We start from the raw sequence: 23,698 nt of genomic DNA on the forward strand, positions 1-23,698 counted from the left end.
GAGGTGAATCATGCGCGCACTTGACATAGCCGCGACCGGAATGAGTGCACAGCAACTTCGCGTCGAGGTAATTTCAAACAACCTCGCCAACATGTCGACGACGGCCTACAACGCCCGGCGCGCGGAGTTCGCCGATCTCCACTACCAACAAATGACACGTCCCGGCACGGTGAGCGCCTCGGACGGAACCATCGTCCCGACCGGGGTCCAGATCGGGCTGGGCGTGCGCCCGGCGGCCATCACGGTGGATGTGGCGCAGGGCGCGCTCGCGAACACGGGCGGCGATCTGGACCTTGCCATCGACGGCCTTGGATACCTTGAGGTGACCCTGCCGTCCGGCCTTTCTGGCTACACGCGCGATGGGGCGCTGAAGCGCTCCGCCGACGGCCTTGTCGTGACCTCCGACGGCTATCCCGTGGCACCTGGCCTCACCATCCCCGACGATGCGCGCACGATCTCCGTCAATCCGGCGGGAGAGGTCTATGCCTATTTCAACGATCAGGTCGAAGCAGAACTGCTGGGCCAGCTGACCCTCGCGGGCTTCGCGAACGAGAAGGGCCTGGAGGCGGCAGGTTCGAACCTGTTCCTGGAAACGGGCGCTTCTGGCCCCGCGACCATCGCGGCCCCCGGGGAAAGCGGTCTGGGCAGGCTTCGGCAGGGCTATCTTGAGGAAAGCTCGGTCGATCCCGTGCGCGAGATCACCGAGCTGATCAAGGCGCAGCGCGGCTATGAACTGAACGCGAAGGTCATTTCGGCTGCCGACCAGATGCTTGGCGCAACCACGCAGGTGCGCTGATGCGAAGGGTCTTGCTTGCCATCATGTTTGCGGCGCAGCCGGGGCTTGCCGAAACCGCCATCGCCGCGCGCACCATCCCGGCGCGGGCGATGATCTCGGCCGACGACGTCATTTCAACCCCGGACAGCGTCCCTGGTGGCGCAAAGACGGATGATGCGATCGGCCAGGAAGCGCGCGTGACGATGTTCCGGGGTCAGCCAGTACTTATCGCCAACCTGGTCACCCCCGCCCTCGTGCAGCGCAATCAGCCGGTCAGGCTGCATTACCGAAGCGGGGGGCTGACCATTTCCGCCGAAGGGCGCTCGCTCGACCGGGCGGCACTTGGAGAGACCGTGCGCGCCCTGACCAGTTCCAGGTCGATCGTGACCGGACAGGTTCTGCGCGACGGAAGCGTACAGATTTCAGCAAACGACTAGGGGCAAAGAATGCGCGGCAAGGTCTGCCTTTTTTTCATGATTGCGATGTCAGCTTGCGGACGCATGGAAAACGTCGGCCGCGCGCCGGCCTTCAACGCGTCCGACCGCGGAGAGGAGTTCAAAGCGATGACAGGTTCGCCGTTACCCTACGGACGGCAGGCCGAGGCATCGCTGTGGTCCCGAGAGCGGGGATCACTTCTGGGCGACCAGCGCGCCGTACAGCGCGGCGACATCCTGACCGTGGTGATCGAGATCGACGACCGCGCCGAGATTACGAACAGCTCCGGCCGGTCGCGCGCCGGCTCCGACAGCCTTGGGGTCCCGTCCCTGTTCGGGATTCCGCAAATCGTGGACCGCGCGCTTCCAGTAGGGGCGAGCATGTCCGATGCCGTCTCGACCAACTCTCGCTCATCCTATCAGGGAAATGGATCCGTTGCGCGAAAGGAAAAGCTGACGCTGCGAGTCGCCGCGACCGTGGTCGAGGTCATGCCAAACGGGGTTCTCCGAATAGAAGGGACTCAGGAAGTGCGCGTGAACTTCGAACTTCGCGAACTGCTGGTAAGCGGCTTCGTCCGCCCAGAAGACATTTCGCGCCAGAACGCCATCACCTACGACAAGATCGCCGGTGCCCGCATATCATACGGCGGGCGCGGCCAGATAACGGATGTCCAGCAGCCCCGCATCGGCCAGCAGGTCGCCGATATCATCCTGCCGTTCTGAGAACCACGATGCGCAGGATCCTCCCGCTGTTTCTGGCCGTTCTGGGGATTGGCGTCGGAGCAGGCGCCGGCTATCTGATGCGCCCCGCCGCCGATCACGGCTTTGATCAACTAGCCGAACCCGGCGAGCCCGCCTGCCCGACGCCCTCGCATGCGGAGGCGGAGCTGGGCGGGCATACGCCTGCGCATGCCCCGAATGAGGTTGAATACGTCAAGCTGAACAACCAGTTCGTGGTGCCGGTCATTGACAGCGGCGACATCCGGTCGCTGGTCATACTGAGCCTGAGCGTCGAGACCGAAGCAGGCGGCGCAAGCCAGGTCTACGCGCGGGAACCCCGGCTGCGCGACGCGTTGCTGCGCGTCCTTTTCGATCACGCCAACAGCGGCGGCTTCGACGGACCATTCACCGAAAGCGGCACGCTCGAAACACTGCGGCGAGAGATGAGGGATGCCGCACAGGACATCATCGGGCCTTCGGCGCACGATGTGCTCATCCTCGACATCATCCGCCAGAAGGCCTGATCCCTCGGCCGCTGGCGCCCGCGGCCAGACTTCGGTAACGATTTGGCCCGCGCAATCGGGCTTGCGGCGGTTCGCGCACCTTGACATGGCGACCGCAACGCGCGACCCCATCGCCAGTGACGGGAGGCGCCGATGTCCGACAAGCCACAGAAGCCCAAGCGGCCGCAGCAGGTCTACACCCTGCTTGTCCAGATCGGGCGCAAGACCGGCGACGGCTTGCCCAAGGCCGCGACCGGAGCGGCCCTTATGGTCTACGCCTCCGGCGTTGACGAGGACGAGGCCGTTCGAGAAACCGTGGCGATCCTGAAACAGGCCGACCTCAATCCTCTGGATGTGACCGGGTATGGCACACTGGAGGAACGTATAGCCCAGGGGCACGAGATCGAAGCCGACGAGCGCGAACTGATGGATCGGGCGCTGGCGGAAAACTCGGTCATCGTGGCGCAGATGACGCCGTTCTTTGACAAGCCCTAGGCTGCGAAAAGTGACCGGGTTGCCCGGCGCGTCATCGCAAGCGCGTCCGCTTCGTAGCCCTGCGCGTCACGGAGAGCGGTTCTGCGCTGGACGGGCAGCATTCCTTCCGTGACCAGATCGGCAAGCGCAGTGGTCATCGCCAGGTCCCGGTCCCGCGCAAGGCGGCCGATGCACAGGCTTTCAATGGCGCATCCGCCTGGCGCGATGATGTGGTGGTCATCCAGCAAGAGGCCATGATAGGTGAACAGCGGGCCGGCAGGTTCCGGCAAGACCGTTTCGCCATCGATCAGGGTGCCGGCCTCGACCAGGATCTCGGTTTCTCCGAACAGATACTCGATATCCGCACCCGACAGAACCACACGGTGACCCGGCTGAACGACAAGATCGCCGCCATGGCCGAAGGGAGGCGCCTTCAGCCGGATCGGCGCATAGGAGCCAAGCGCGGGAACTTCGACCGCGCCGCACCACAACACCGTCGCGAAACCGCCTTCCCGCGTGGCAACGCGGTCGCCCGCCCGCAGGCTCGAAAGCGGGACCGCACCGTGCGCCGTCGGGATGGGGGTCTGGCCCGCCATGCATATCCCCGGACCGATCGGATGCAGGTGATCCGAAGCCGCGTGCCAGCGCAGCGCAGGATGGCGATGCCCCCAGTGCCTGGACAGCGCAACAATTTCATCCCCGGAAAGGGCGGGCACGGCTTCGGCCGAACTTTGGCGCAGTGTGCCCTGCGCAAGGTTTTCGGCGGTCAGGGTGGCTTCCCCGGCGCGGCAATCCCAGCGCAGCGTCATACGCAAGGCGCCGCGTGCCGCTGGCCGGTCGTACCCCGTCGCGATCTGGCAGTAGCGGTCGCCCGCGCGCAGCATCAGGTGGACCTTGTCACCGCCGATCAGGCTGAGAGTCAGCAAGGAATTTCGGGATCGCGCCTGATAAAGAAGCTGTGGCGCCGCGGGCAGGGATGCGAAATCGAATTCCCAGACAAGGCTGCCCACCCCTGCCTTGTGCGTACCGGATACGGGTTGAACGCCCGTTCGGCCCTGCGCATGATCTGCGACGACCAGCCAGCTCATATCGGTTCCATCCGCCTGTTGCGCGGCTGCGGCCTAGGCGCGGCCTTCCGCGTGCGCCCCCATTCGGGGTCTTTTCTGCCCAATAGGACTGCTGCAAATATGCCCCTTGATTTCGCCTGTGGGAATCCATGCGAACCCCGCCGACGCCGATGGTGACCGCTCTGCAACAGGCCAGACCGATTGCCCCGCCCGCGCCAAGGCGGTAACCGTTGGCGCGAACCGAAGGAGTGCGCCCTTGAACGACAGTCGTTTCACCCCCGTCGATCCCGTGGACCTGACCGCGCGGCTTGTTCGCTGCCCCTCCGTCACCCCCGTAGAGGGCGGCGCCCTGACGCTGCTGACAGAGCTTCTGGAACCGGCTGGGTTCGAATGCACGCGCGTGGACCGCAACGGCACGCCCAACCTGTTCGCCCGCTGGGGGCGCAAGGGCGCGAACCGGACCTTCGGCTTCAATGGCCACACCGACGTGGTGCCGGTGGGTGACGCCGCGGCCTGGACCCACGATCCGTTCGGAGGCGAGATCGCCGAGGGCTATCTGTGGGGAAGGGGCGCGACGGACATGAAATCCGGCGTCGCGGCCTTTGCCGCCGCTGCCGTGGATTTCGTGCGCGCAACTCCGCCCGACGGCGCCGTGGTACTGACAATCACGGGGGATGAGGAGGGTCCGTCCAAGGATGGCACCATCGCGCTTCTGGACTGGATGCGCACCAAGGGCGAAGCGATGTCGGTCTGTCTTGTCGGCGAACCCACCTGCCCCGACCGCATGGGCGAGATGATGAAGATCGGGCGGCGCGGGTCGATGTCCGTGACCTTCCAGGCGCAGGGTGTCCAGGGTCATTCGGCCTATCCCCACCGCGCCAGGAACCCGCTTCACGCGCTGGTGCGGCTTCTGGACCGGCTGGCATCGGAGCCGCTTGACCATGGAACGGACCATTTCGACGCCTCAACCCTTGCCATCACCACCATCGACACCGGAAACAGCGCCACCAACGTGATCCCGGCGCGGGCGATGGCGCGGGTCAACATTCGTTTCAACGACGCCCACAGTTCTGCCAGCATCGCCCAGAGCCTCCGGGACGAGGCGGATCGTGTCACCGCCGAAACCGGCGTGACCTTCGAATTGCAGGTCGATGTGTCGGGCGAAAGCTTCCTGACGCCGCCAGGCGACTTCGTCAGGCTGGTCACCGGGGCCGTGACCGCCGAAACGGGCGTCGAGCCGGTTCTGTCCACTTCCGGCGGAACCTCGGACGCGCGCTTCGTCAAGGATCACTGCCCGGTGGTGGAGTTCGGATTGGTCGGGCGCACCATGCATCAGGTCGACGAACGTGTGAGCGTGGATCAGATCCGACAGCTCAAGTCGATCTATTCCAGGATTCTTGCCGACTATTTCGCCTGAACGCCGCAACGCCGCCTTCGCTTTCCGCATGACGCGGCGCGCGCGTCGTGGTAGGGCCCGGACATGAACCGGATCCCCACCAAAGCCGAAATTCTTGCCTGGATCGCCGAACATCCCGGTGCCGCGGCAAAGCGCGACATCGCCAAGGCCTTTGGCATCAAGGGCGCGGCGCGGATCGATCTGAAGCGGGTCCTGAAGGAACTGGAAGAGGAAGGCGCCATCGAACGCCGCCGCCGCAGCTTCCGCGACCCGACCAAGCTGCCGCCGGTCGCGATGCTGACGATCCTCGCCCCGGACCGCGACGGAGACATCTTTGCCCGCCCGGTCGAATGGCAGGGCGAAGGCCCCGCGCCCCGTGTCCTGTTCATTCCGAAAAAGGGTGAGGCCGCCGTGGGCGAGGGCGACCGGGTCCTGGCAAAGATCACCGAGGTCACAGGCGAAGATCATGACTACGAGGCGCGCCTGATCCGCAAGCTGGGTGCCAACCCGCACCGCATCCTCGGTATCTTCCGCAAGGGAACCGAGGGCGGGCGCATCGTGCCCATCGACAAGGGCGCCGACCTGGAATGGATGATCGCCGCCGGCGCGACTCTGGACGCCAAGGACGGCGAACTGGTCGAGGCAGAGCAATCGGGGCCCAAGGTGCGCATGGGCCTGCCGCGCGCGCGCATCGTCGACCGGCTGGGCGACCCGACCGCGCCGCGCGCCGTGTCGCTGATCGCGATCCATCAGCACGGCATTCCCGATGATTTCCCCGACGCCGCGATCGCCGAGGCCGACGCCGCCAAGCTTGCACCGCTGGGCGACCGCGAGGACCTTCGGCACCTGCCCTTCGTCACCATCGACCCGGCGGATGCGCGCGACCACGACGACGCCTGCTATGCCCATGCCGACGACGACCCCAAGAATGAGGGTGGGCACATCGTCTGGGTCGCCATTGCCGATGTCGCCCATTACGTGACGCCCCAGTCCGCGCTCGACCGCGAAGCGCGCCGTCGCGGCAACTCAACCTATTTTCCCGACCGCGTCGTGCCAATGCTGCCCGAACGGCTGTCGGGCGATCTGTGTTCGTTGCACGAGGGGATCGCGCGCCCGGTCATCGCCGTCTGGATGAAGCTTGACGGCAAGGGTCGCAAGGTCAGCCACCGCTTCGCCCGCGCCATGATCAAGTCGGTCGCAAGCCTGAACTACGCCGAGGTCCAGGAGGCGCGGGATGGCCGCCCGAACACGCGTTGCGTCGAAATGATGGACGAGGTCATCGCGCCGCTCTATTCCGCCTACGAGGCGACGAAGACCGCGCGCGCCATGCGTCAACCGCTGGACCTTGACCTGCCGGAGCGCAGGATCGAGATCGGAGAGGACGGGCATGTGAAATCCGTGGCCTTCCGCGACCGCTTCGATGCCCACCGGCTGATCGAGGAGTTCATGATCCTCGCCAATGTGGCCGCCGCCGAGGAACTGATCCGCCTGCGCCGCCCGCTCCTGTTCCGCGTGCACGAAGAGCCGAGCCCGGAAAAATTGGACGCGCTGCGCGAGGTGGCCGAGGCATCGGGCTTCACACTGGCCAAGGGCCAGGTTCTGCAGACCTCGCATCTGAACCGACTGCTGTCGCAGGCCGAGGGGACCGAGTTCGACGAACTACTGAACATCTCAACGCTCAGGTCGATGACGCAGGCCTATTACCACCCGGAAAACTTCGGGCACTTTGGCCTGGCGCTGAAGTCCTACGCGCATTTCACCTCGCCCATCAGACGCTATTCCGACCTGATCGTGCACCGGGCGCTGATCCTGGGGCACGGCTGGGGCAGGGACGGGTTGTCACCGCAGGATATCGAGGACCTGGAAGAAACCGCCACCCATATCTCGGAAACCGAGCGGCGCTCGATGGCGGCCGAGCGCGACACGACCGACCGATACCTGGCCGCATATCTCTCCGACCGGGTCGGCAACGAATTTGCCGGGCGGATCAGCGGCGTCACCCGCTTCGGCTGCTTCGTGCGGCTGGATGAAACCGGCGCAGACGGGCTGATCCCGATCCGCACGATCGGACGCGAGTTCTTTCATTACGATGCCAGTGCGCAGACGCTGACCGGCGCGGACAGCGGCTTGGTCATCGGCATAGGCCAGCGCGTGACGGTGCGACTGGCCGAGGCGGTGCCCGTCACCGGAGGGCTGATGCTGGAACTGCTCGAGATCGAAGGACAGGGCCGCCCCGGCGGCGCCTCGGCCAAGCGCGGCAAGCGCGTCATGCGCCGACCCGGAGCTGCGCGAGCGAAGGATGCAAAGCTGAAGCGCAAGACCGAGCGTCGGCGTCGCTGACCCCGGCAAGGGTCCGCCACAGTCGAACCCGACCCTTTTCCGAAGCCGCAAATGCCGCTACGCTTTCCCAAAACAAAGAGCGAGCGGTACCATGAAAATAACAAACCTGGTTCTGGCGGCTTCTCTCTGTGCGACAGGGGCCTGTGCCGGTGCGTCCGGGACGTCATCTGGCGATGCGAAAGGGGGCAGCGTGGGCGAACCGGATCAAGTCATCCCCGCTTCGGCCAACCTTGGCTTCGACCGCTGGATCACGGGCTTCCGCGCCCGCGCCATGGCCAGCGGCATATCCCAGGCCACGCTTGACCGCGCCTTCAGCGGCATTTCCTACAACACGCATGTGATCCAGAAGGACCGCAACCAGGCCGAGTTCACGAAGGCCATCTGGGACTACCTGGACAGGGCCGTTTCGGACCTGCGCGTCGAGAACGGTGAGCGCGCGCTGAAGCGCCACCGCAAGCTTCTGGACCGCATCGAAAAGACCTACGGCGTCGAAAAGGAAGTCGTCGTCGCGATCTGGGGCCTGGAAAGTTCCTATGGCGACAACCGCGGCGACATTCCGTTGATCGAGGCGCTTGCCACCCTGGCCTATGACGGGCGGCGGGGATCCTTCTTTGAAAGCCAGCTCATCGCAGCGCTCAAGATCGTGCAGTCGGGCGATGTCGCGCCGCGCAACATGACCGGCAGCTGGGCGGGGGCGATGGGCCACACGCAGTTCATCCCGACCTCCTACCTGTCTTTCGCCGTGGACTTCACCGGCGACGGCAAGCGCGACATCTGGTCGGACGATCCCGCCGACGCGCTGGCCTCGACCGCGGCCTACCTCGCGCGTTCGGGCTGGAAGCAGGGCCAGCCATGGGGCGTCGAAGTGCGCCTGCCCGCCGACTTCGATTTCGGGCTGACCGGAGAGAGGGTCACGAAGTCCGCCGCCGACTGGGCGAAGCTTGGGGTGCGCGACGTTCAAGGCAGGCGGGTATCGAACCATGGCCCGGCCTCGATCCTGATGCCCGCGGGTGCGCGCGGCGCGGCCTTCATGATCTTTTCGAACTTCCACGCGATCGAACGCTACAACGCCGCCGACGCCTACGTCATCGCGGTCGGCCATCTGTCGGACCGGCTCAAGGGCGGCATACCCATCCAGGCCAACTGGCCGCGGGAAGATCGGGCGCTTGTCTTCGACGAACGGGTGGAACTGCAGCAACGGCTGAGCAGGGCGGGCTTCGACACCGGTGGCGTGGACGGAAAGATCGGGCCGATGACGATTGCCGCCGTCCGCGCCTATCAGCGTTCGGTCGGGATGATCCCCGATGGCTACGCCAGCCTGGACATCCTGCGAAGACTGCGCTGACGCAACCCCTTGGCCTTTTGGCCCCGTGGCCTCATATAAGGGGCGACACGCATTTCACGGGGGGCAACCATGCTCGAATTCGGCCAGAAACCGGCTGCGGACCAGGCGGATCTGATCCGCGACACCACCGAAGCCACCTTCATGCAGGACGTGATCGAGGCCAGCAAGGATGTGCCGGTCATCGTCGACTTCTGGGCACCCTGGTGCGGCCCTTGCAAGACGCTTGGCCCCGCGCTTGAGGCTGCGGTGACAGCCGCCCGCGGCAAGGTCCGGATGGTCAAGGTCAACGTCGACGAAAACCAGATGATAGCGGCGCAGCTGCGCATCCAGTCGATCCCGACCGTCTATGCCTTCTGGCAGGGGCGGCCCGTTGACGGGTTCCAGGGCGCCATCCAGGGGTCAGAGATCAAGGCATTCGTCGACAAGCTGTCCGGCCTTGCCGGCGATGGCGGCCTGGGCGAGGCGATCGAAGCGGCCGAGGCGATGCTGGCCGAGGGCGATGTGGCAGGCGCCGCAGAGACCTTTGCCGCGATCCTTGAGGAAGAGCCCGAAAACGCCGCCGCCTATGGTGGCCTTGTCCGCGCTCACCTGGCGCTGGATCAACAGGACCAGGCGCAGGCGCTCCTGTCTTCCGCGCCCGCCTCGATCGCGCACTCGGCCGAGGTCGAGGCCGCGCGCGCGCAACTGGACCTTGCCCGTCAGGCCGTCAGCGCCGGGCCGGTGACAGAGCTTCTGAACGAGGTTCTTGCTCATCCCGATAATCATCAGGCCCGCTTCGACCTTGCACTTGCCCTTCATGCGTCCGGCAAGGTCGAGGGCGCCGTCGAGGAGCTTCTGGAACTGTTCCGGCGCGACCGGGACTGGAACGACGGCGCCGCCAAGGCCCAGCTTTTCACGATCTTCGACTCGCTGAAACCGAACGATCCGATCGCTCAGAAAGGGCGGCGCAAGCTGTCGTCCATGATCTTCGCCTGACGCGCCCGAGGGGGATGAAGGGACCGATGCCAGCGCTTGCGGACCTGCCCACGACGATCCCGATCTTCCCCCTGCCGGGGGCGCTGCTTCTGCCCCGTGCGCGGCTGCCGCTTCACATCTTCGAGCCACGCTACCTGGCCATGCTGGACGATGCGCTGAAGACACGCGAACGCCTGATCGGCATGATCCAGCCCCGTCCGACGCCGGCTGGAGGCGAGACCCTGTCCGCCATCGGTTGCGCGGGTCGCGTCACCGGCTTCCAGGAAACCGAGGACGGACGCTACATGATTACGCTGACGGGCGTTTCGCGATTTCGCATCGTCAGCGAACTGGGCGGCTTCACCCCCTATCGCCGTGCCGAGGTGGACTGGTCGGCCTTCGAACGCGATCTGGGCCCTGCCGAAGACGACCGCGGCTTCGACCGTTCGACCTTCCTTTCGCTGCTGTCGCGCTACTTCACCGCCGAGGGTCTTTCGACGGACTGGAGCAGCCTGAAGGAGGCCGATGACGAGATGCTGATCAACGCGCTTTCCATCCTTTGCCCGTTCGAGCCCGAGGACAAGCAGGCGCTGCTTGAGGCGCCGACGCTTCAGACCCGGCGCGAAACCCTGGTGACGCTGATGGAATACGCGCTTCTTGGCGGTGGAGAGGATCGGATGCAATGAGCGAAGAAACCAAGGTCGACCGCAGGATGCTGGAGGCGCTCGTCTGCCCCTTGACGCAGGCCACGCTGACTTACGACGCGGAGTCGCACGAACTGATTTCCAAGGCGGCCCGGCTGGCCTTTCCGATCCGCGGCGGCATCCCGATCATGCTTGTCGACGAGGCGCGCGAACTGGAATAGGCGCAGCGTCGGATCGGGTTCGGGGCTTGTTCGGGGTCAGGAATCGGCCAGGACGGCGTCAACGGCCTGTGCGACCCCCTCCACGACTGCAGACGGCCTTGGCTTGACCCGGTCTTCGTCACCTGGACGATACTTCCCCGACCGCACCAGGATGGCGCGTTCCGCCCCGGCGGCCAATGCCCCGGCGACATCGGCTTCGGCATCGTCGCCGATCATCGCGACTTCGCCCAGATCGCTGCCCATGCTCGCGGCCGCCGCTGCAAAGAACGCGGGCGCTGGCTTGCCGATCAGATCCGCCTTCTTCCCGCTGGCAAATTCGAGCGCCCGCACGAAGGCGCCCGCATCCATGCTGAGTTCGCCATCGTCGTCCCGAAACACGCGGTTGGCCGCCAGCGCCAGGAACGGCGCGCCTTTGTCCAGCGCGCGAAACGCCGCGTTCAGGACGTCGTAGGTGAAGAACGGTCCCATGTCACCCAACACCACGGCCTTGGGCCTCTGGTCGGCGCAACCCGCGAAATCCTCCTCAAGATCCGGATGCACCAGCAGATGTGGCGCCCGCGCATGGTCGGCAAGCCAGTCGCAGGCCGCCCGCGCGGGCGTGAAAAGCTGGTCGTCCTGAACCTTCACGCCAAGATCCGCGAGAAGCGCCAGGATTGCGCGCTTTGGCTTGCGTGTCGTGTTGGTCAGGAACCGGTAGGGTATTCCCGCCGCGTTCAGCCGCTCCAGCGCCTGAGCCGCACCGGGCAGAAGCTTTCTGTCGACGTATAGCACGCCGGAAAGGTCGATCAGGACGCCCTTTGCCATGCCACAAGCCTGCAAGGCCACTGCGACGGCGTCAAGACTTCGCGATTCGGGGTCCTCGTCCCGCGCCCATGGCCTTGCCGTGAGGCACAGGGAAGGGCCTACAAGCGTTGCCCTGCCAGCAATTTCGGCAGAGTCCCCGACAATCCCGCCGCCTGACGGATGAAACTGCGGCGCAGGGCCGGCACCGCGTTGACCGCGCCCATGCCCAGATCGCGGGCCGCTCGCAAGGCTGGATTGTTGTTTGAAAACAGCCTGTTGACTGTGTCCATTCCCAGGGCCAGAGCGGTGGAATCGAAGCGGCGCCAGCTTTCGTACCGCTCGAGGACATCTTCGGCCCCGATATCCTCGCCCCGCCGCCTGGCGCCGACCAGAACTTCGGCAAGGGCGGCCACGTCGCGGAAACCCAGGTTCAGGCCCTGCCCCGCGATCGGGTGGACGCCATGGGCCGCATCCCCGACCAGCGCCACGCGCGGGGCGAAGTAGCGATCCGCCAGAGTCAGGTTCAGCGGATAGGTGAAGCGCGCGCCCGCCAGCCGAAGATCGCCCAGGTAATCACCAAACCGCGGCCGCAGCACCTGCATGAAGGCGTCGTCCTCGAGCGCGGCGATCACGCCGGCGTTCTCGTCGCTCTCGCTCCAGACGATGGAAGAGCGGTTGCCCTGCAGGGGCAGGATCGCGAGCGGCCCGGTCGGCATGAAGAACTGCTGGGCGATGCCGCCATGCGGGCGGTCATGATCCACCGCGCAGACAATCGCCGTCTGGCCATAGCTCCACCCCGTCCGGCCGATCCGCGCCCGCTCAGCGGTGCCAGACCTGCGCCCGTCGCAACCCGCGATCATCCGCGTGCGCAAGGTCCGGCCATCGGAAAGCGTCACGGTGATGCCGGCCGCATCCGCCCCTTGCCCCGTGACCGTCGTCGCCGGGATGTGGGTGATCCCGTCGGTTTCGCCCATCGCCTGAAGAAACGCCGAATAAAGATGCCGATCCTCGAGCATGAAGCCCATCGGCCCCTCCTCGATCTCGGCACTGTCGAAATGCAGGAAGAAGGGCGCGGCGCCCTGGCCCGGCCGGCCATCGCTGGCCTTGATCTCGAGGATGGGCTGAACCTTGTCCACGACCCGTTCCCATACACCAATCGCCTCAAGCAGGCGCTTCGACGCGATTGCCAGCGCGTAGGCGCGGCCGTCGAACTGTGCCTCGGCTCGCGCGCGCGCAGGCTGGGCATCGACGACGATCACCGAAAGTCCAGCCCGCGCCAAGGCAAGCGCCAGGGCAGGCCCGTTCAGCCCGCCACCCACAACGATCACTTCGGCATCAATCTTCATGCTGCCAAGTATCCCTTGCGGGCCGGGATTGTCCATGCGTTGCCTTGCCGCTACCGTTCGCGCAGGACAGCTGGGGAGGACGGCATGGGCGACTGGCGGATGATGAGTGCTGGCGATTTGGGCCGCGCCATCGGCGCGGGAAAGATCGACCCGGTCGAGCTGACCGCCAGCTTCCTTGAAGCGATCCGGGAAACCGATCCCGATCGGCGCATCTACGCCAGAACCACCGAGACCCGTGCGCTGGCAGAGGCCAAGGCCGCCTTCGCACGCGCGCGCTCGGGCAACCGGTTGTCGCCTCTCGACGGGGTGCCGGTTTCCTGGAAGGATCTTTTTGACACGGCAGGCACGGCGACCGAGGCGGGATCCCGTCTGCTACAGGGGCGGACGCCCAAGGCGGACGCAGAGGTGCTGCGACGGGCCACGCTTCTGGGCCTTGTCTGCCTAGGCAAGACCCACATGACCGAGCTTGCCTTTTCGGGCCTGGGGGTGAACCCATCGACGGCGACACCGCCCAACGTGAACGATCCTGCGCTAGCGCCGGGCGGATCGTCCTCCGGCGCGGCGGTTTCCGTCGCCCTTGGCCTTGCCGCCGCGGGGATCGGATCGGACACCGGCGGTTCGGTCCGCCTGCCCGCCGCGTGGAACAACCTGGTGGGCTTGAAGACGACGCACGGCCGACTGCCGCTGACAGGTGTGGTGCCGCTGTGCGAAAGTTTCGACACGGTTGGCCCCCTGACCCGCACGGTCGAGGACTCGGCGCTGCTTCTGGCGGCGATGGAAGGGTCCAAGCCGGCCGACCTGCGCGGGGCAAGCCTGCGCGCAACGCGACTACTGGTGATGGAGACGCTGGCTCTGCCGGATTGCCGCGAAGCGCCGCTTGCGGCATTCGACAATGCGGTCGCCCGGCTTCAGGCTGCGGGTGCCACCGTTGAGCGCGGTACGTCGGATGAGCTTGCCGAGGCTCACGGGCTTTCGGGAGTGCTATTCACGACCGAAGCCTACGGGACCTGGGCCGACCGGATCGAGGCGCGGCCCGAGCTCATGTTCGGGCCAGTGCGCGAACGATTCCGCCTGGGCGGCCGCTTCACCGGATCCGACTATGTTGCCGCCTGGCGCCGGCTGCGCGATCTGCGGCGCCATTGGCACGCCCGAACCGCGGGCTACGACGCGGTCCTGACCCCGACGTCGCCGATCCTGCCACCGGATACGGAGCGGCTTCTGTCCGATGACGCCTACTTCACGACCGAAAACCTGCTGGCGCTGCGCAACACGCGCATCGCAAACCTGATGGGACTATGCGCCCTGACGCTGCCCACCGGAGTGCCCGCCAGCGGTATCACGCTTCTGGGTGCGCCGTTGTCGGAAGACCGCCTTCTGCGTCTTGGTGCGGCCGCCGAGGCCGCGCTGGCCTAGGCCGCGACCCCGGCGGAAATGCCACAATCAACCGGAACAACCGGCGGGAATCCATTGCTTTTTCTGGACCGTGCGCTCGGCATTGGCTAAACTTCAGGCAAAACGGGGCGAAATGACCCCGGAAACTGAGGCATGAATGGCGTTTCCCAAGCGGTTCTTGAACCTGCCTGATTACGCGTTTCCGCGTCTGCGGAAGCTTCTCGACGTCCACGCTCCGGGCGGCGAACCCATCGCCATGACCATAGGCGAGCCTCGACATCCGATGCCACCATTCGTCGGCGAGGTTCTGGCCGAGAGCCTGCACGGTTTCGCGCAATACCCCCCCAACGAGGGCACGCCCGAACTGCTGGCCGCGATTTCGGACTGGATCGCCCGCCGCTACGGCCCGAGGCTTGGCCCGGAACGGATCATGCCGCTGAACGGAACGCGGGAGGGGTTGTTCGATGCCTGCATGGCGCTGTGCCCAGAGACCAAGGGGGGCAAGCCGCCCGTCGTCCTGATGCCAAATCCGTTCTACCAGGTCTACGCGGCCGCAGCGCTAAGCGTGGGGGCAGAGCCCGTCTATGTGCCCGCGACGGCCGCGACGGGCTTCCTGCCCGATTATGCGGGCCTCGCACCCGATCTGCTGGACCGCGTCGCCGTCGCCTACCTTTGTTCGCCTGCGAACCCGCAGGGCGCCATCGCCCCGCGCGCCTACCTTGCGGATCTGCTGGGCCTGGCCGAGCGCCACGGTTTCACGCTGCTGGCGGACGAATGCTATTCCGAGATCTGGCGGGACGCCCCGCCCACCGGCGCGCTTGAGGTTGCGGCGGAAACCGGCGCTGATCCCGAACGCGTCGCCATTTTTCATTCGCTGTCGAAACGGTCGAACCTGCCCGGCCTGCGCTCGGGCTTTGTCGCGGGCGGGCCGCAGTCGATCGCGCGCTTTCGCCAGCTGCGCAACTACGGCGGCGCGCCCCTACCCCTGCCGATCCAGCGCGTGTCCGAACGCGTCTGGGCGGACGAGGCGCATGTCGAGGAAAACCGCGCGCTTTATCACGAGAAATTCCGCATCGCCGACCAGGTGTTTTCGGGCCTGCAGGGCTACCGCACCCCGGACGGCGGCTTCTTCCTCTGGCTCCCGGTCGAGGACGGAGAGGCGGCTGCCCTGAAGCTGTGGCGCGAAACCGGCGTGCGGGTCCTGCCTGGCGCCTATCTCGCGCGCGAGGTCGAGGGCGAAAATCCGGGCAAGGGCTACATCCGTGTCGCGATGGTGGCCCCCAGTGAAGAAATGCAGCGCGGGCTGATCCGGCTTCGCGACTGCCTCTACGGTTGAGGACGGGCAAACATGGCATCCTATCAGGCACGGCAGCGCGATCCGCTTCTGGATCAGCACACCCAGGCCGCGATCGAGCGGCGCGGGAAAGAACTGCTGGGTATCGCCCTGTTTGCGATGGGGATCGCCACGGCGCTTCTGATCGGCAGCTACAGCCCGGACGATCCCAGCTGGCTGGCCGCCACGGACGAGCCGGCGCAGAATCTTCTGGGGCGCTTCGGCGCGGCCATTGCCTCGCCGCTGTATGTCATCGCAGGCTACGGGGCCTGGGGGCTGGCGCTTGTTCTTGCGGGCTGGGGCGTTCGCTTCATCGCCCATGTCGGCGAAGACCGCGCTCTGTCGCGGGTCATCTTCGCGCCCATCGGCATCGCGATGCTGTCGGTCTATGCATCGACCCATGCGCCGGGGGCGGGCTGGCTGCACAGCTTCGGTCTGGGCGGGCTGTTCGGCGATACCGTACTTGGCGCGGTGCTTGGCATCGCCCCGCTTGACGCGGGCCTTGCGCTAAAGATCGTGTCGGCGCTGATCGGCTTCGGATCCCTGGCGATGCTTGCCTTCGTCCTGGGCTTCGATCGGCGCGAACTGGCGCAGATCGCACGCTTCCTGCTGGTCGGAACCATCGTCGGTTATGACTGGATGCTGCGGATGCTGGGCCGTGGTGCCGTCGCCTCGTTCAAGGGCGCCCAGGCGATCAGTGAACGCCGCCGTATGCGCCAGGACGAAGCGGAAGAGGCTTGGGAACCGGTTGAACCAGCGCCGGAGCCGCGCCGTGCGGGCGTGCTTCGCGCCGAGCCGCGATACGCCGCACCCCGGGACGAGCTCGAACCGGCGCGGCCCGGGCTTTTTGGCAAGGTCGGCGCGCTTTTGCGCGGCGCGCCCGCGCCCGACGTGCGGATCGAGCCGGAACTGGTCGAGCGCAGCCCGTCGCACGCGAGCTGGAACGGCGAGGCGCCCAGCGCGGATCGCATTCGCGAACGCATCGCAGACGCGGTCAAGTCCCGCACGGGCCAGATCGCCGCGCGCACCGCGCCGCAAATGCCGGAACGGATCGAGCCAGGCTTCTCCCGCGCCGACCATGGTGCGTTCGGGGAATCGCCGCTGACAGCGGCCGAGATGCTGGCGGCCGAGGCGGACGCGGAGGCCGACGAAGACGCGAACATCTTCGGCGACCTCGATCTGACCGAACCGGGCATGGCGCCCGGCCTGCCGCGCGCCGAGCCGCGCCGCGTCGTTCAGCACGCCGAGCGCAAGGCGCCAGCGCCGTCCAGGCAAGCCATTGCGGAAGCGCAGCCGCGCCTCAGGTTCGACGAGCCCGCCGCCGGCTCGATCTACGAACTGCCGCCGCTGTCGCTCTTGACCAACCCCGTCACCATCCAGCGCCACCAGCTGTCCGATGAGGCGCTGGAAGAAAACGCGCGGATGCTGGAAAGCGTGCTTGATGACTACGGGGTCAAGGGCGACATCGTCAGCGTCCGCCCCGGTCCGGTCGTCACCATGTACGAGCTTGAGCCCGCGCCGGGGCTGAAGGCCAGCCGCGTCATCGGCCTGGCCGATGACATCGCGCGGTCGATGTCGGCGCTGTCGGCCCGCGTGTCGACCGTTCCCGGCCGCTCGGTCATCGGGATCGAGCTTCCCAACGCCCACCGCGAAAAGGTGGTGCTGCGCGAGATCCTCGCCTCACGCGATTTCGGCGATGGCAACCACCGCCTGCCGCTCGCGCTTGGCAAGGATATCGCCGGCGAACCGGTGGTTGCGAACCTTGCCAAGATGCCCCACCTGCTGATCGCTGGCACCACAGGCTCGGGCAAGTCGGTGGCGATCAACACCATGATCCTGTCGCTTCTCTACCGGCTGACGCCGGACGAATGCCGGCTGATCATGATCGACCCCAAGATGCTGGAACTGTCCGTCTACGACGGCATCCCCCACCTTCTTTCCCCCGTCGTCACGGACCCGAAGAAGGCCGTCGTCGCCCTGAAATGGGTCGTGGGCGAGATGGAGGAACGCTACCGCAAGATGTCCAAGATGGGCGTGCGCAACATCGACGGCTACAACGGCCGCGTCCGCGAGGCGCTGGCCAACGGCGAAATGTTCAAGCGCACGATCCAGACCGGCTTCGACGAGGAAACCGGCGATCCGGTCTTCGAGACCGAAGAGATCGAGCCCAAGCCCATCCCCTACATCGTCGTCATCGTCGACGAGATGGCCGACCTGATGATGGTGGCGGGGAAAGAGATCGAGGCCTGCATCCAGCGCCTGGCCCAGATGGCCCGCGCGTCGGGCATTCACCTGATCATGGCGACGCAGCGCCCCTCGGTCGACGTCATTACCGGCACGATCAAGGCCAACTTCCCGACCCGGATCTCCTTCCAGGTCACCTCCAAGATCGACAGCCGCACGATCCTTGGCGAGATGGGGGCGGAGCAGCTTCTGGGCATGGGCGACATGCTCTACATGGCGGGCGGCAGCCGCATCACCCGCATCCACGGCCCCTTCGTTTCCGATGAAGAGGTCGAGGAAATCGTCACCCACCTGAAATCCTTCGGCCCGCCCGAATACATGTCCGGTGTGGTCGAGGGCCCGGACGAGGAGAAAGAGGCCGACATCGACCTCGTCCTCGGGCTGGGCGGCAACACCGACGGCGAAGACGCGCTTTACGATCAGGCGGTGCAGGTGGTGCTGCGCGATCGCAAGGTCTCCACGTCCTACATCCAGCGGAAGCTTGGCATCGGCTACAACAAGGCCGCGAGGCTGGTGGAGCAAATGGAAGAGCAGGGGCTGGTGTCCACCGCGAACCACGTGGGCAAGCGCGAAATCCTGGTGCCCGAGCAGTAGAGGGTTCGACGTCCCGCAACGCGCGCGGGGGGGGCGACCAGCGTCCCGCGGTGCGGGCGCTTCGGACCCGCTTGGCCGGGCGCAGCTCGGCAGATCGTGATGCAGGTCATCAGCCCGCGCGCCTTCAAACCGCGGGAAGGCGCCTTACATCTAACCGCATGAAACCCATGCATGCCCTGACCAGTGCCGCCGCGCTTTGCGCGATCATCCTTGGAACCAATGCCGCAGCCTTCGCGCAGCCCGTACTGACGATCGAACCGCTGGCAAGCTTCGACCGGCCCTGGGCAGTCGCCACCCTGCCGCAAGGCGGATTCCTGGTGACGGAGAAGCCCGGACGGCTGGTCCACGTCACGCGGACGGGCAACAAGCAGCCGATATCCGGCGTTCCAGGTGTGACGGCTTCCGGCCAGGTCGGCCTTCACGACATCGCCCTGGCGCCGGATTTCGAAAGCTCGGGCCTGATCTACCTGACATGGGTTGACGGTTCCGCGGGCGGAGCCTTGCACCTGGGACGCGGACGGATTGACCTGGCCAGAGCGGAACTGTCCGATTTCGGCGTGCTCTGGCAGGCGACGCCGTCCGGGGGCAACGGTCATCCGGGCGCGATGATGACCTTTTCCGATGACGGACAGCTTTTCCTGACCAGCGGTGACCGGCAACTGGGCGATCCCGCGCAGGATCTGACCGACAGCCGCGGCAAGATCCTGCGCCTTGCCTCTGACGGCCAGGCCGCGCCGGGCAACCCCTTTGCGGAGGCACCCGAGGTCTGGACGCTGGGTCATAGAAATCCCTACGGAATTGCCTTCGATGGCCAGGGCAGGCTCTGGTCGCATGAAATGGGACCGCGAGGGGGAGACGAGCTGAACCTGATCGAACCCGGCAGGAACTACGGCTGGCCGCTTGTTTCGGAGGGGCGCCAGTACAGCGGCTTCGCCATTCCCGACCACGACACGCGGCCAGATCTCGCGGCGCCGGTGATCAAATGGAGCCCAGTTATCGCGCCGGCGGGCATGATCTACTACGACGGCGCGGTCTTTCCCGAATGGCAGGGGTCATTCCTGATCGGCGGGCTCCGGTCACAGGCCCTTGTCCGCGTCGAGCTTGACGGCACGTCCGCGCGCGAGGCGGAACGCTGGGACATGGGCAACCGTATTCGCGACGTCGTCGCCGATGAGCAAGGTGAGGTATACCTTCTTGAGGACGGCGACGGGGGCAGGCTGCTGCGCCTTGTGCGCCAGGACTGAACAATCCGGAACAGGATCGCGATAGCTGTTCCCCAGTCGCGCAACTCTGGGTTAGCATGGCGTGACGACAGCCACGCGGCGCCGGGCATGCGTGCCCGCGGCAGCCTCGGCTGCGCCAAGGTGTCTGGGAGTTCGGCCGGGGGGAAGAATTGGCGCTGCTGCGGGTTCTGGCGGGCGAAGGTCCCGGAAACATCATCCATGACCGCAGGGTGACGCGATGAGCACCCGTCGGCGTCCGCGCACAAGCCGTGGCGCGTCTTTCGCGCAGCCCGCCTTCGGCCAGCGCCCCCGCCCCTACGCGCCCGTGGATGTGCTGAGCACCGATCAGGTTGCGGCAATCCATTCGGCCGGGCTTGAGATTCTGTCACGGATCGGCCTGCGTGTGCTCGACGACCGTGCCCGGGCCCTGTTCCGGTCCGCAGGGGCCAAGGTTTCGGACGGCACCGTCCGACTTGATCCCGCGCAGGTGGGCGAACTGCTGAAAACGGTTCCGCCAAGCTTCACGCTGCACGCACGCAACCCCGCTTATGACGTGACCGTCGGCGGCAACCGCTGTGTCTACACCTCGGTCGGCGGACCGGCCTATGTGATGGACAATGATCGCGGCCGCCGCGACGGCAACTATGCCGAAATGTGCGACTACCTTCGGCTGGTTCAGATCCTGAACGTGATACACCAGGAAGGCGGCGGGCCGTTCGAACCGATGGACCTTCCGGCGAACACCCGGCATCTGGACATCTACCGCGCGCAGATCGGACTGCTTGAGAAGACCTGGCAGGGACAGACCCTGGGCCGGGCGCGGACGCTGGACGGCATCGCGATGGCCGCGATGGCATTGGGCACCACGCCTGAGGGCCTGGCCGATCGTCCGGCTCTGGTCGGCGTGATCAATACGAACTCCCCCCTGCAGCTCGACATTCCGATGGCCGAAGGGCTGATCGCCATGGCGGAGCACGGTCAGGCGCTGGCGATCACACCCTTCACCCTGGCCGGCGCGATGGCGCCGGTGACGCTGGCCGGCGCGCTTGCACAGCAGCACGCCGAGGCCCTGGCCGGCATCGTTCTGACGCAAATCGTACGTCCGGGTGCTCCGGTCCTCTACGGCGGCTTCACCTCGAACGTCGACATGCGCTCTGGCAGCCCCGCCTTCGGCACCCCGGAATATGCGAAGGCCGCGCAGGCCTCTGGACAGCTTGCGCGCCATATCGGCGTGCCGTTCCGGTCATCGAACGTCACGGCGGCGAACGAGGTCGACGCACAGGCGGCCTACGAAAGCCAGATGGCGCTTTGGGGGGCGCTGATGGGCGGCGCGCATCTTCTGGAACACGGGGCGGGATGGCTTCATGGCGGGCTGACCGCGAGCTTCGAGAAGCTGATCCTGGATGCCGAACTGCTGATGATGATGGACGCCTATTTCACGCCGATCGACACGGGCCCCGGCGCGATGGCGCTGGATGCGATCCTTGAGGCGGGGCCGGGCGGTCACTTCTTTGGTACCGCCCACACAATGGCGCGGTATGAAACCGCCTTTCATGCGCCGTTGCTGTCCAACTGGGACAACTATCCAACCTGGCTCGAAAAGGGCGGAATCGACGCGCGCACGCGGGCGAACACGGTCTGGAAGGCGTTGCTGGAGCAATACGAGGAACCGGTGCTGGACCCCGCCGTGTCCGAGGAACTGGACGACTATGTCGCGCGGCGAAAGGCCGAAGGCGGCGCGCCGATGAACTGAGGAGCCCGCGATGACGACGATCCGAGATGACTTCCCGAATGCCGTCGAGATCGTGGAGAACATATTCGTGCCCATGCCGGACGGCACGCGCCTTGCGGCCAAGCTCTGGCTGCCGAAGGATACGGGGCCGGTGCCCGCGATCCTCGAATACCTGCCCTATCGCAAGCGCGAGGGCACGCGCGGTCGGGATCAGAAGGCGCACGCCTGGCTTGCCGGCCACGGCTACGCCTGCGTCCGGATCGACATCCGGGGGACCGGCGACAGCGAGGGCCTGATCGACGGCGAATACACCGAGCAGGAGATCCGCGACGGCTGCGACGCCATCGCCTGGATCGCCGCGCAGGACTGGTGCGACGGGCAGGTCGCCATGTACGGAATCTCCTGGGGCGGTTTCAACGGTCTTCAGATCGCAGCGCGCAGGCCGCCTTCGCTGAAGACCATCATCACCGTCGGCTTCACCGACGACCGCTACGCGACCGATGTCCACTATATCGGCGGATGCCTGTCCAAGGACAATTTCGACTGGTCCGCGACGATGTTCGCCCAAAACGACCTGCCGCCCGATCCCCGGATCGTGGGGCCATCCTGGCGTGACATGTGGCAAGCCCGGACAAGGCACAACCGGCCCTGGATCCTGGATTGGCTTTCCCACCAACGGCGGGATGACTACTGGAAGCACGGCTCGGTCTGCGAAGATTTCGGCGCCATCGCCTTACCGGTCTATGCGGTGTCGGGCTGGTCCGACAATTATTCCGAAAGCGTGCCCAGGCTGCTTGCCGGGCTTTCCGGTCCCCGGCTGGGACTGGTCGGCCCCTGGGCGCATTCCTTTCCACATGATGTGGCCGTCGAGCCAGCCATCGGCTGGCTGCAAGAGGTGAAGCGCTGGTGCGATCATTGGATGAAGGGCCGGGACTCGGGGATCATGGACGAACCGATGTACCGGGTCTGGATGCAGGACAGCGTACCGCCCTCGACCTGCCACCTGGAACGGCCGGGCCGCTGGATTGGCGAACGCTCTTGGCCCTCGCCCCGCATCGGATGGCGGCACCTTTGCCTGAACGCGGGCGGGCGGCTTGACCAGGCCGCCGACGCGGCGTCATCCGTTTCGATCTGCTCGCCCCTTTGGGTAGGTCAGGCCTCCGGTGAGGTCGGCCGCTACGGCAAGGACGCGGAATGGCCCCCGGATCAGAGGGAGGACGACGGCGGCTCGCTGGTCTTCATGACCGAGCCTCTCGAGGAACGGACCGAGATTGTGGGCGCGCCGAGCCTGCACCTGACGTTCAGTTGCGACAAGCCGATGGCGCTGGTCGCGGTGCGCCTGAACGACGTAATGCCCGACGGCCGCTCGACACGGGTGTCGCTGGGCTGCCTGAACCTGACCCATCGCGACAGCCACGAAAGGCCCGCGCTGCTGGAGCCCGGCAAGACCTATCGGGCGGTGGTGGAACTTGACGACATCGCCCATTCCTTCCCCGCCGGGCACAGGATTGCCTTGGCGGTTTCCACGACCTACTGGCCGGTCTGCTGGCCTTCGCCGGAACTCGCGACCCTGACGGTCACGACCGGCGAAAGCCGGCTGGCGCTTCCCGTGCGCCCGCCCGATGCGGACGACGAAAACCTGCGCAGGTTTGATGCGCCAGAGATGGCCGCCCCGACACCCGCGGTCGACCTTGCGGTGAAGCCTGCGGCACGCCGCAGCATACGCCGTGACCTGCTGAGCGGCGAAATGATCGTGGACTTTCCGCGCTGGACCTACGCACAGCGGATGCCCGACATCGGGCAGACCGTCACATCAGACGCGATCACCCGCTTTCGCATCATCGACGGTGATCCGCTGTCGGCGACATGCGAAACGGAATGCAACGTCGAGATCGCGCGCGACGATGGGCGCTTTGGCCACCATTCCACCGGGCGCCTGACTTGCGATGAGCAGAGTTTTCGCGTCGAGGTGCGCCTGCGCGTCACCGAAAACGGCGCGACGGTGTTTGAGCGCAACTGGGATGAGCGCATCCCGAGGGATCACCTTTGAACGCCGCGGATCAGGCGACTCCGGTCGAGAACCATGGCACCTTCGCGCGGAGCGCTTGCGCATGCTGCTGCCCGGACGTTACATTACATTCAAGATTAACGATTGTTGGCGGAGGCCTTTGTCGGGCT

At 66.2% G+C, this 23,698-nt stretch carries 20 protein-coding genes; 17 read left to right on the top strand and 3 right to left on the bottom strand.

Annotated elements, in window-relative coordinates; genetic code table 11:
• The first annotated feature begins 10 nt into the window (after positions 1-10).
• The 5 genes from flgG (at position 11) to OEW28_RS00290 (ending at position 2,927) form a co-directional block, all read left to right on the top strand.
• The gene (gene flgG, locus OEW28_RS00270; RefSeq protein WP_263732729.1) at positions 11-796 is read left to right on the top strand and encodes a flagellar basal-body rod protein FlgG; all 786 of its coding nucleotides are present in this window, start codon (positions 11-13) and stop codon (positions 794-796) included.
• Entirely contained in the window at positions 796-1,212 is a 417-nt protein-coding gene (gene flgA / locus OEW28_RS00275; protein ID WP_263732730.1) for a flagellar basal body P-ring formation chaperone FlgA, read from the top strand. The genes flgG and flgA overlap by 1 nt, the downstream gene beginning before the upstream one ends.
• 9 nt (positions 1,213-1,221) lie before the next feature.
• Entirely contained in the window at positions 1,222-1,932 is a 711-nt protein-coding gene (gene flgH, locus OEW28_RS00280) for a flagellar basal body L-ring protein FlgH (protein ID WP_263732731.1), read from the top strand.
• 8 nt (positions 1,933-1,940) lie between these two features.
• Positions 1,941-2,453, top strand: a complete 513-nt coding sequence (locus OEW28_RS00285; RefSeq protein ID WP_263732732.1) for a flagellar basal body-associated FliL family protein — start codon at positions 1,941-1,943, stop codon at positions 2,451-2,453.
• A 132-nt stretch (positions 2,454-2,585) separates the two neighbouring features.
• Positions 2,586-2,927 carry a hypothetical protein gene (locus OEW28_RS00290; protein ID WP_263732733.1) on the top strand — a complete coding sequence of 114 codons (342 nt, stop codon included), beginning with the start codon at positions 2,586-2,588 and terminating at the stop codon, positions 2,925-2,927.
• Here OEW28_RS00290 and OEW28_RS00295 read toward each other — a convergent pair.
• The gene (locus OEW28_RS00295) at positions 2,924-3,994 is read right to left on the bottom strand and encodes a Hint domain-containing protein (RefSeq protein ID WP_263732734.1); all 1,071 of its coding nucleotides are present in this window, start codon (positions 3,992-3,994) and stop codon (positions 2,924-2,926) included. The genes OEW28_RS00290 and OEW28_RS00295 overlap by 4 nt on opposite strands.
• 235 nt (positions 3,995-4,229) lie before the next feature.
• On the opposite strand from OEW28_RS00295, the gene dapE reads away from it, so the two are divergent.
• From dapE to OEW28_RS00325, 6 genes are all read left to right on the top strand, one after another.
• Positions 4,230-5,390 carry a succinyl-diaminopimelate desuccinylase gene (gene dapE / locus OEW28_RS00300; RefSeq protein WP_263732735.1) on the top strand — a complete coding sequence of 387 codons (1,161 nt, stop codon included), beginning with the start codon at positions 4,230-4,232 and terminating at the stop codon, positions 5,388-5,390.
• Between the two features lie 63 nt (positions 5,391-5,453).
• Positions 5,454-7,709, top strand: coding sequence for a ribonuclease R (gene rnr / locus OEW28_RS00305; RefSeq protein ID WP_263732736.1), 2,256 nt, complete (start codon positions 5,454-5,456; stop codon positions 7,707-7,709).
• Positions 7,710-7,800: 91 nt separating this feature from the next.
• Positions 7,801-9,054: a lytic murein transglycosylase gene (locus OEW28_RS00310; RefSeq protein ID WP_263732737.1), complete on the top strand. Its 1,254-nt coding sequence runs from the start codon at positions 7,801-7,803 to the stop codon at positions 9,052-9,054.
• A 69-nt stretch (positions 9,055-9,123) separates the two neighbouring features.
• On the top strand, positions 9,124-10,029 hold the full coding sequence (gene trxA / locus OEW28_RS00315; protein WP_263732738.1) for a thioredoxin: 906 nt from the start codon (positions 9,124-9,126) through the stop codon (positions 10,027-10,029).
• A gap of 26 nt (positions 10,030-10,055) precedes the next feature.
• On the top strand, positions 10,056-10,694 hold the full coding sequence (locus tag OEW28_RS00320) for an LON peptidase substrate-binding domain-containing protein (protein ID WP_263732739.1): 639 nt from the start codon (positions 10,056-10,058) through the stop codon (positions 10,692-10,694).
• Positions 10,691-10,873 carry a Trm112 family protein gene (locus tag OEW28_RS00325; protein ID WP_263732740.1) on the top strand — a complete coding sequence of 61 codons (183 nt, stop codon included), beginning with the start codon at positions 10,691-10,693 and terminating at the stop codon, positions 10,871-10,873. Before OEW28_RS00320 ends, OEW28_RS00325 begins: the two co-directional genes overlap by 4 nt.
• Positions 10,874-10,909: 36 nt before the next feature.
• Here the strand turns inward: OEW28_RS00325 and OEW28_RS00330 are convergent, their stop codons facing one another.
• Together OEW28_RS00330 and OEW28_RS00335 are read right to left on the bottom strand one after the other, a co-directional pair.
• Positions 10,910-11,677, bottom strand: a complete 768-nt coding sequence (locus OEW28_RS00330) for a TIGR01458 family HAD-type hydrolase (protein ID WP_263732741.1) — start codon at positions 11,675-11,677, stop codon at positions 10,910-10,912.
• 98 nt (positions 11,678-11,775) lie between these two features.
• A complete protein-coding gene (locus OEW28_RS00335; RefSeq protein WP_412174764.1) occupies positions 11,776-13,038 on the bottom strand; it encodes an FAD-dependent monooxygenase in 1,263 nt (420 codons plus the stop codon).
• Positions 13,039-13,086: 48 nt separating this feature from the next.
• Between OEW28_RS00335 and OEW28_RS00340 the strand changes: the two genes are divergently transcribed.
• The 6 genes from OEW28_RS00340 (at position 13,087) to OEW28_RS00365 (ending at position 23,570) form a co-directional block, all read left to right on the top strand.
• Positions 13,087-14,415, top strand: a complete 1,329-nt coding sequence (locus tag OEW28_RS00340; RefSeq protein WP_263732743.1) for an amidase — start codon at positions 13,087-13,089, stop codon at positions 14,413-14,415.
• Between the two features lie 136 nt (positions 14,416-14,551).
• Positions 14,552-15,730: an aminotransferase class I/II-fold pyridoxal phosphate-dependent enzyme gene (locus tag OEW28_RS00345; RefSeq protein ID WP_263732744.1), complete on the top strand. Its 1,179-nt coding sequence runs from the start codon at positions 14,552-14,554 to the stop codon at positions 15,728-15,730.
• A 12-nt stretch (positions 15,731-15,742) separates the two neighbouring features.
• A complete protein-coding gene (locus OEW28_RS00350; protein ID WP_263732745.1) occupies positions 15,743-18,565 on the top strand; it encodes a DNA translocase FtsK in 2,823 nt (940 codons plus the stop codon).
• 158 nt (positions 18,566-18,723) lie between these two features.
• Positions 18,724-19,809, top strand: coding sequence for a PQQ-dependent sugar dehydrogenase (locus OEW28_RS00355; RefSeq protein ID WP_263732746.1), 1,086 nt, complete (start codon positions 18,724-18,726; stop codon positions 19,807-19,809).
• A gap of 217 nt (positions 19,810-20,026) precedes the next feature.
• Entirely contained in the window at positions 20,027-21,541 is a 1,515-nt protein-coding gene (locus OEW28_RS00360) for a trimethylamine methyltransferase family protein (RefSeq protein WP_263732747.1), read from the top strand.
• A 10-nt stretch (positions 21,542-21,551) separates the two neighbouring features.
• Positions 21,552-23,570 (top strand): CocE/NonD family hydrolase, encoded by a 2,019-nt coding sequence (locus OEW28_RS00365; protein WP_263732748.1) that lies wholly within the window; start codon positions 21,552-21,554, stop codon positions 23,568-23,570.
• Positions 23,571-23,698: the final 128 nt, after the last annotated feature.

The organism is Albidovulum marisflavi (assembly GCF_025751435.1).
Lineage (GTDB): Bacteria > Pseudomonadota > Alphaproteobacteria > Rhodobacterales > Rhodobacteraceae > Albidovulum > Albidovulum marisflavi.

Excerpts from the sequence above, each read along its gene's own strand:
- flgG (WP_263732729.1), top strand. The coding sequence starts at position 11 with ATGCGCGCACTTGACATAGCCGCGACCGGAATGAGTGCACAGCAACTT.
- flgA (WP_263732730.1), top strand. The coding sequence starts at position 796 with ATGCGAAGGGTCTTGCTTGCCATCATGTTTGCGGCGCAGCCGGGGCTT.
- flgH (WP_263732731.1), top strand. The coding sequence starts at position 1,222 with ATGCGCGGCAAGGTCTGCCTTTTTTTCATGATTGCGATGTCAGCTTGC.
- OEW28_RS00285 (WP_263732732.1), top strand. The coding sequence starts at position 1,941 with ATGCGCAGGATCCTCCCGCTGTTTCTGGCCGTTCTGGGGATTGGCGTC.
- OEW28_RS00290 (WP_263732733.1), top strand. The coding sequence starts at position 2,586 with ATGTCCGACAAGCCACAGAAGCCCAAGCGGCCGCAGCAGGTCTACACC.
- OEW28_RS00295 (WP_263732734.1), bottom strand. The coding sequence starts at position 3,994 with ATGAGCTGGCTGGTCGTCGCAGATCATGCGCAGGGCCGAACGGGCGTT.
- rnr (WP_263732736.1), top strand. The coding sequence starts at position 5,454 with ATGAACCGGATCCCCACCAAAGCCGAAATTCTTGCCTGGATCGCCGAA.
- OEW28_RS00310 (WP_263732737.1), top strand. The coding sequence starts at position 7,801 with ATGAAAATAACAAACCTGGTTCTGGCGGCTTCTCTCTGTGCGACAGGG.
- trxA (WP_263732738.1), top strand. The coding sequence starts at position 9,124 with ATGCTCGAATTCGGCCAGAAACCGGCTGCGGACCAGGCGGATCTGATC.
- OEW28_RS00320 (WP_263732739.1), top strand. The coding sequence starts at position 10,056 with ATGCCAGCGCTTGCGGACCTGCCCACGACGATCCCGATCTTCCCCCTG.
- OEW28_RS00325 (WP_263732740.1), top strand. The coding sequence starts at position 10,691 with ATGAGCGAAGAAACCAAGGTCGACCGCAGGATGCTGGAGGCGCTCGTC.
- OEW28_RS00330 (WP_263732741.1), bottom strand. The coding sequence starts at position 11,677 with ATGGCAAAGGGCGTCCTGATCGACCTTTCCGGCGTGCTATACGTCGAC.
- OEW28_RS00335 (WP_412174764.1), bottom strand. The coding sequence starts at position 13,038 with ATGGACAATCCCGGCCCGCAAGGGATACTTGGCAGCATGAAGATTGAT.
- OEW28_RS00340 (WP_263732743.1), top strand. The coding sequence starts at position 13,087 with ATGGGCGACTGGCGGATGATGAGTGCTGGCGATTTGGGCCGCGCCATC.
- OEW28_RS00345 (WP_263732744.1), top strand. The coding sequence starts at position 14,552 with ATGGCGTTTCCCAAGCGGTTCTTGAACCTGCCTGATTACGCGTTTCCG.
- OEW28_RS00350 (WP_263732745.1), top strand. The coding sequence starts at position 15,743 with ATGGCATCCTATCAGGCACGGCAGCGCGATCCGCTTCTGGATCAGCAC.
- OEW28_RS00355 (WP_263732746.1), top strand. The coding sequence starts at position 18,724 with ATGAAACCCATGCATGCCCTGACCAGTGCCGCCGCGCTTTGCGCGATC.
- OEW28_RS00360 (WP_263732747.1), top strand. The coding sequence starts at position 20,027 with ATGAGCACCCGTCGGCGTCCGCGCACAAGCCGTGGCGCGTCTTTCGCG.
- OEW28_RS00365 (WP_263732748.1), top strand. The coding sequence starts at position 21,552 with ATGACGACGATCCGAGATGACTTCCCGAATGCCGTCGAGATCGTGGAG.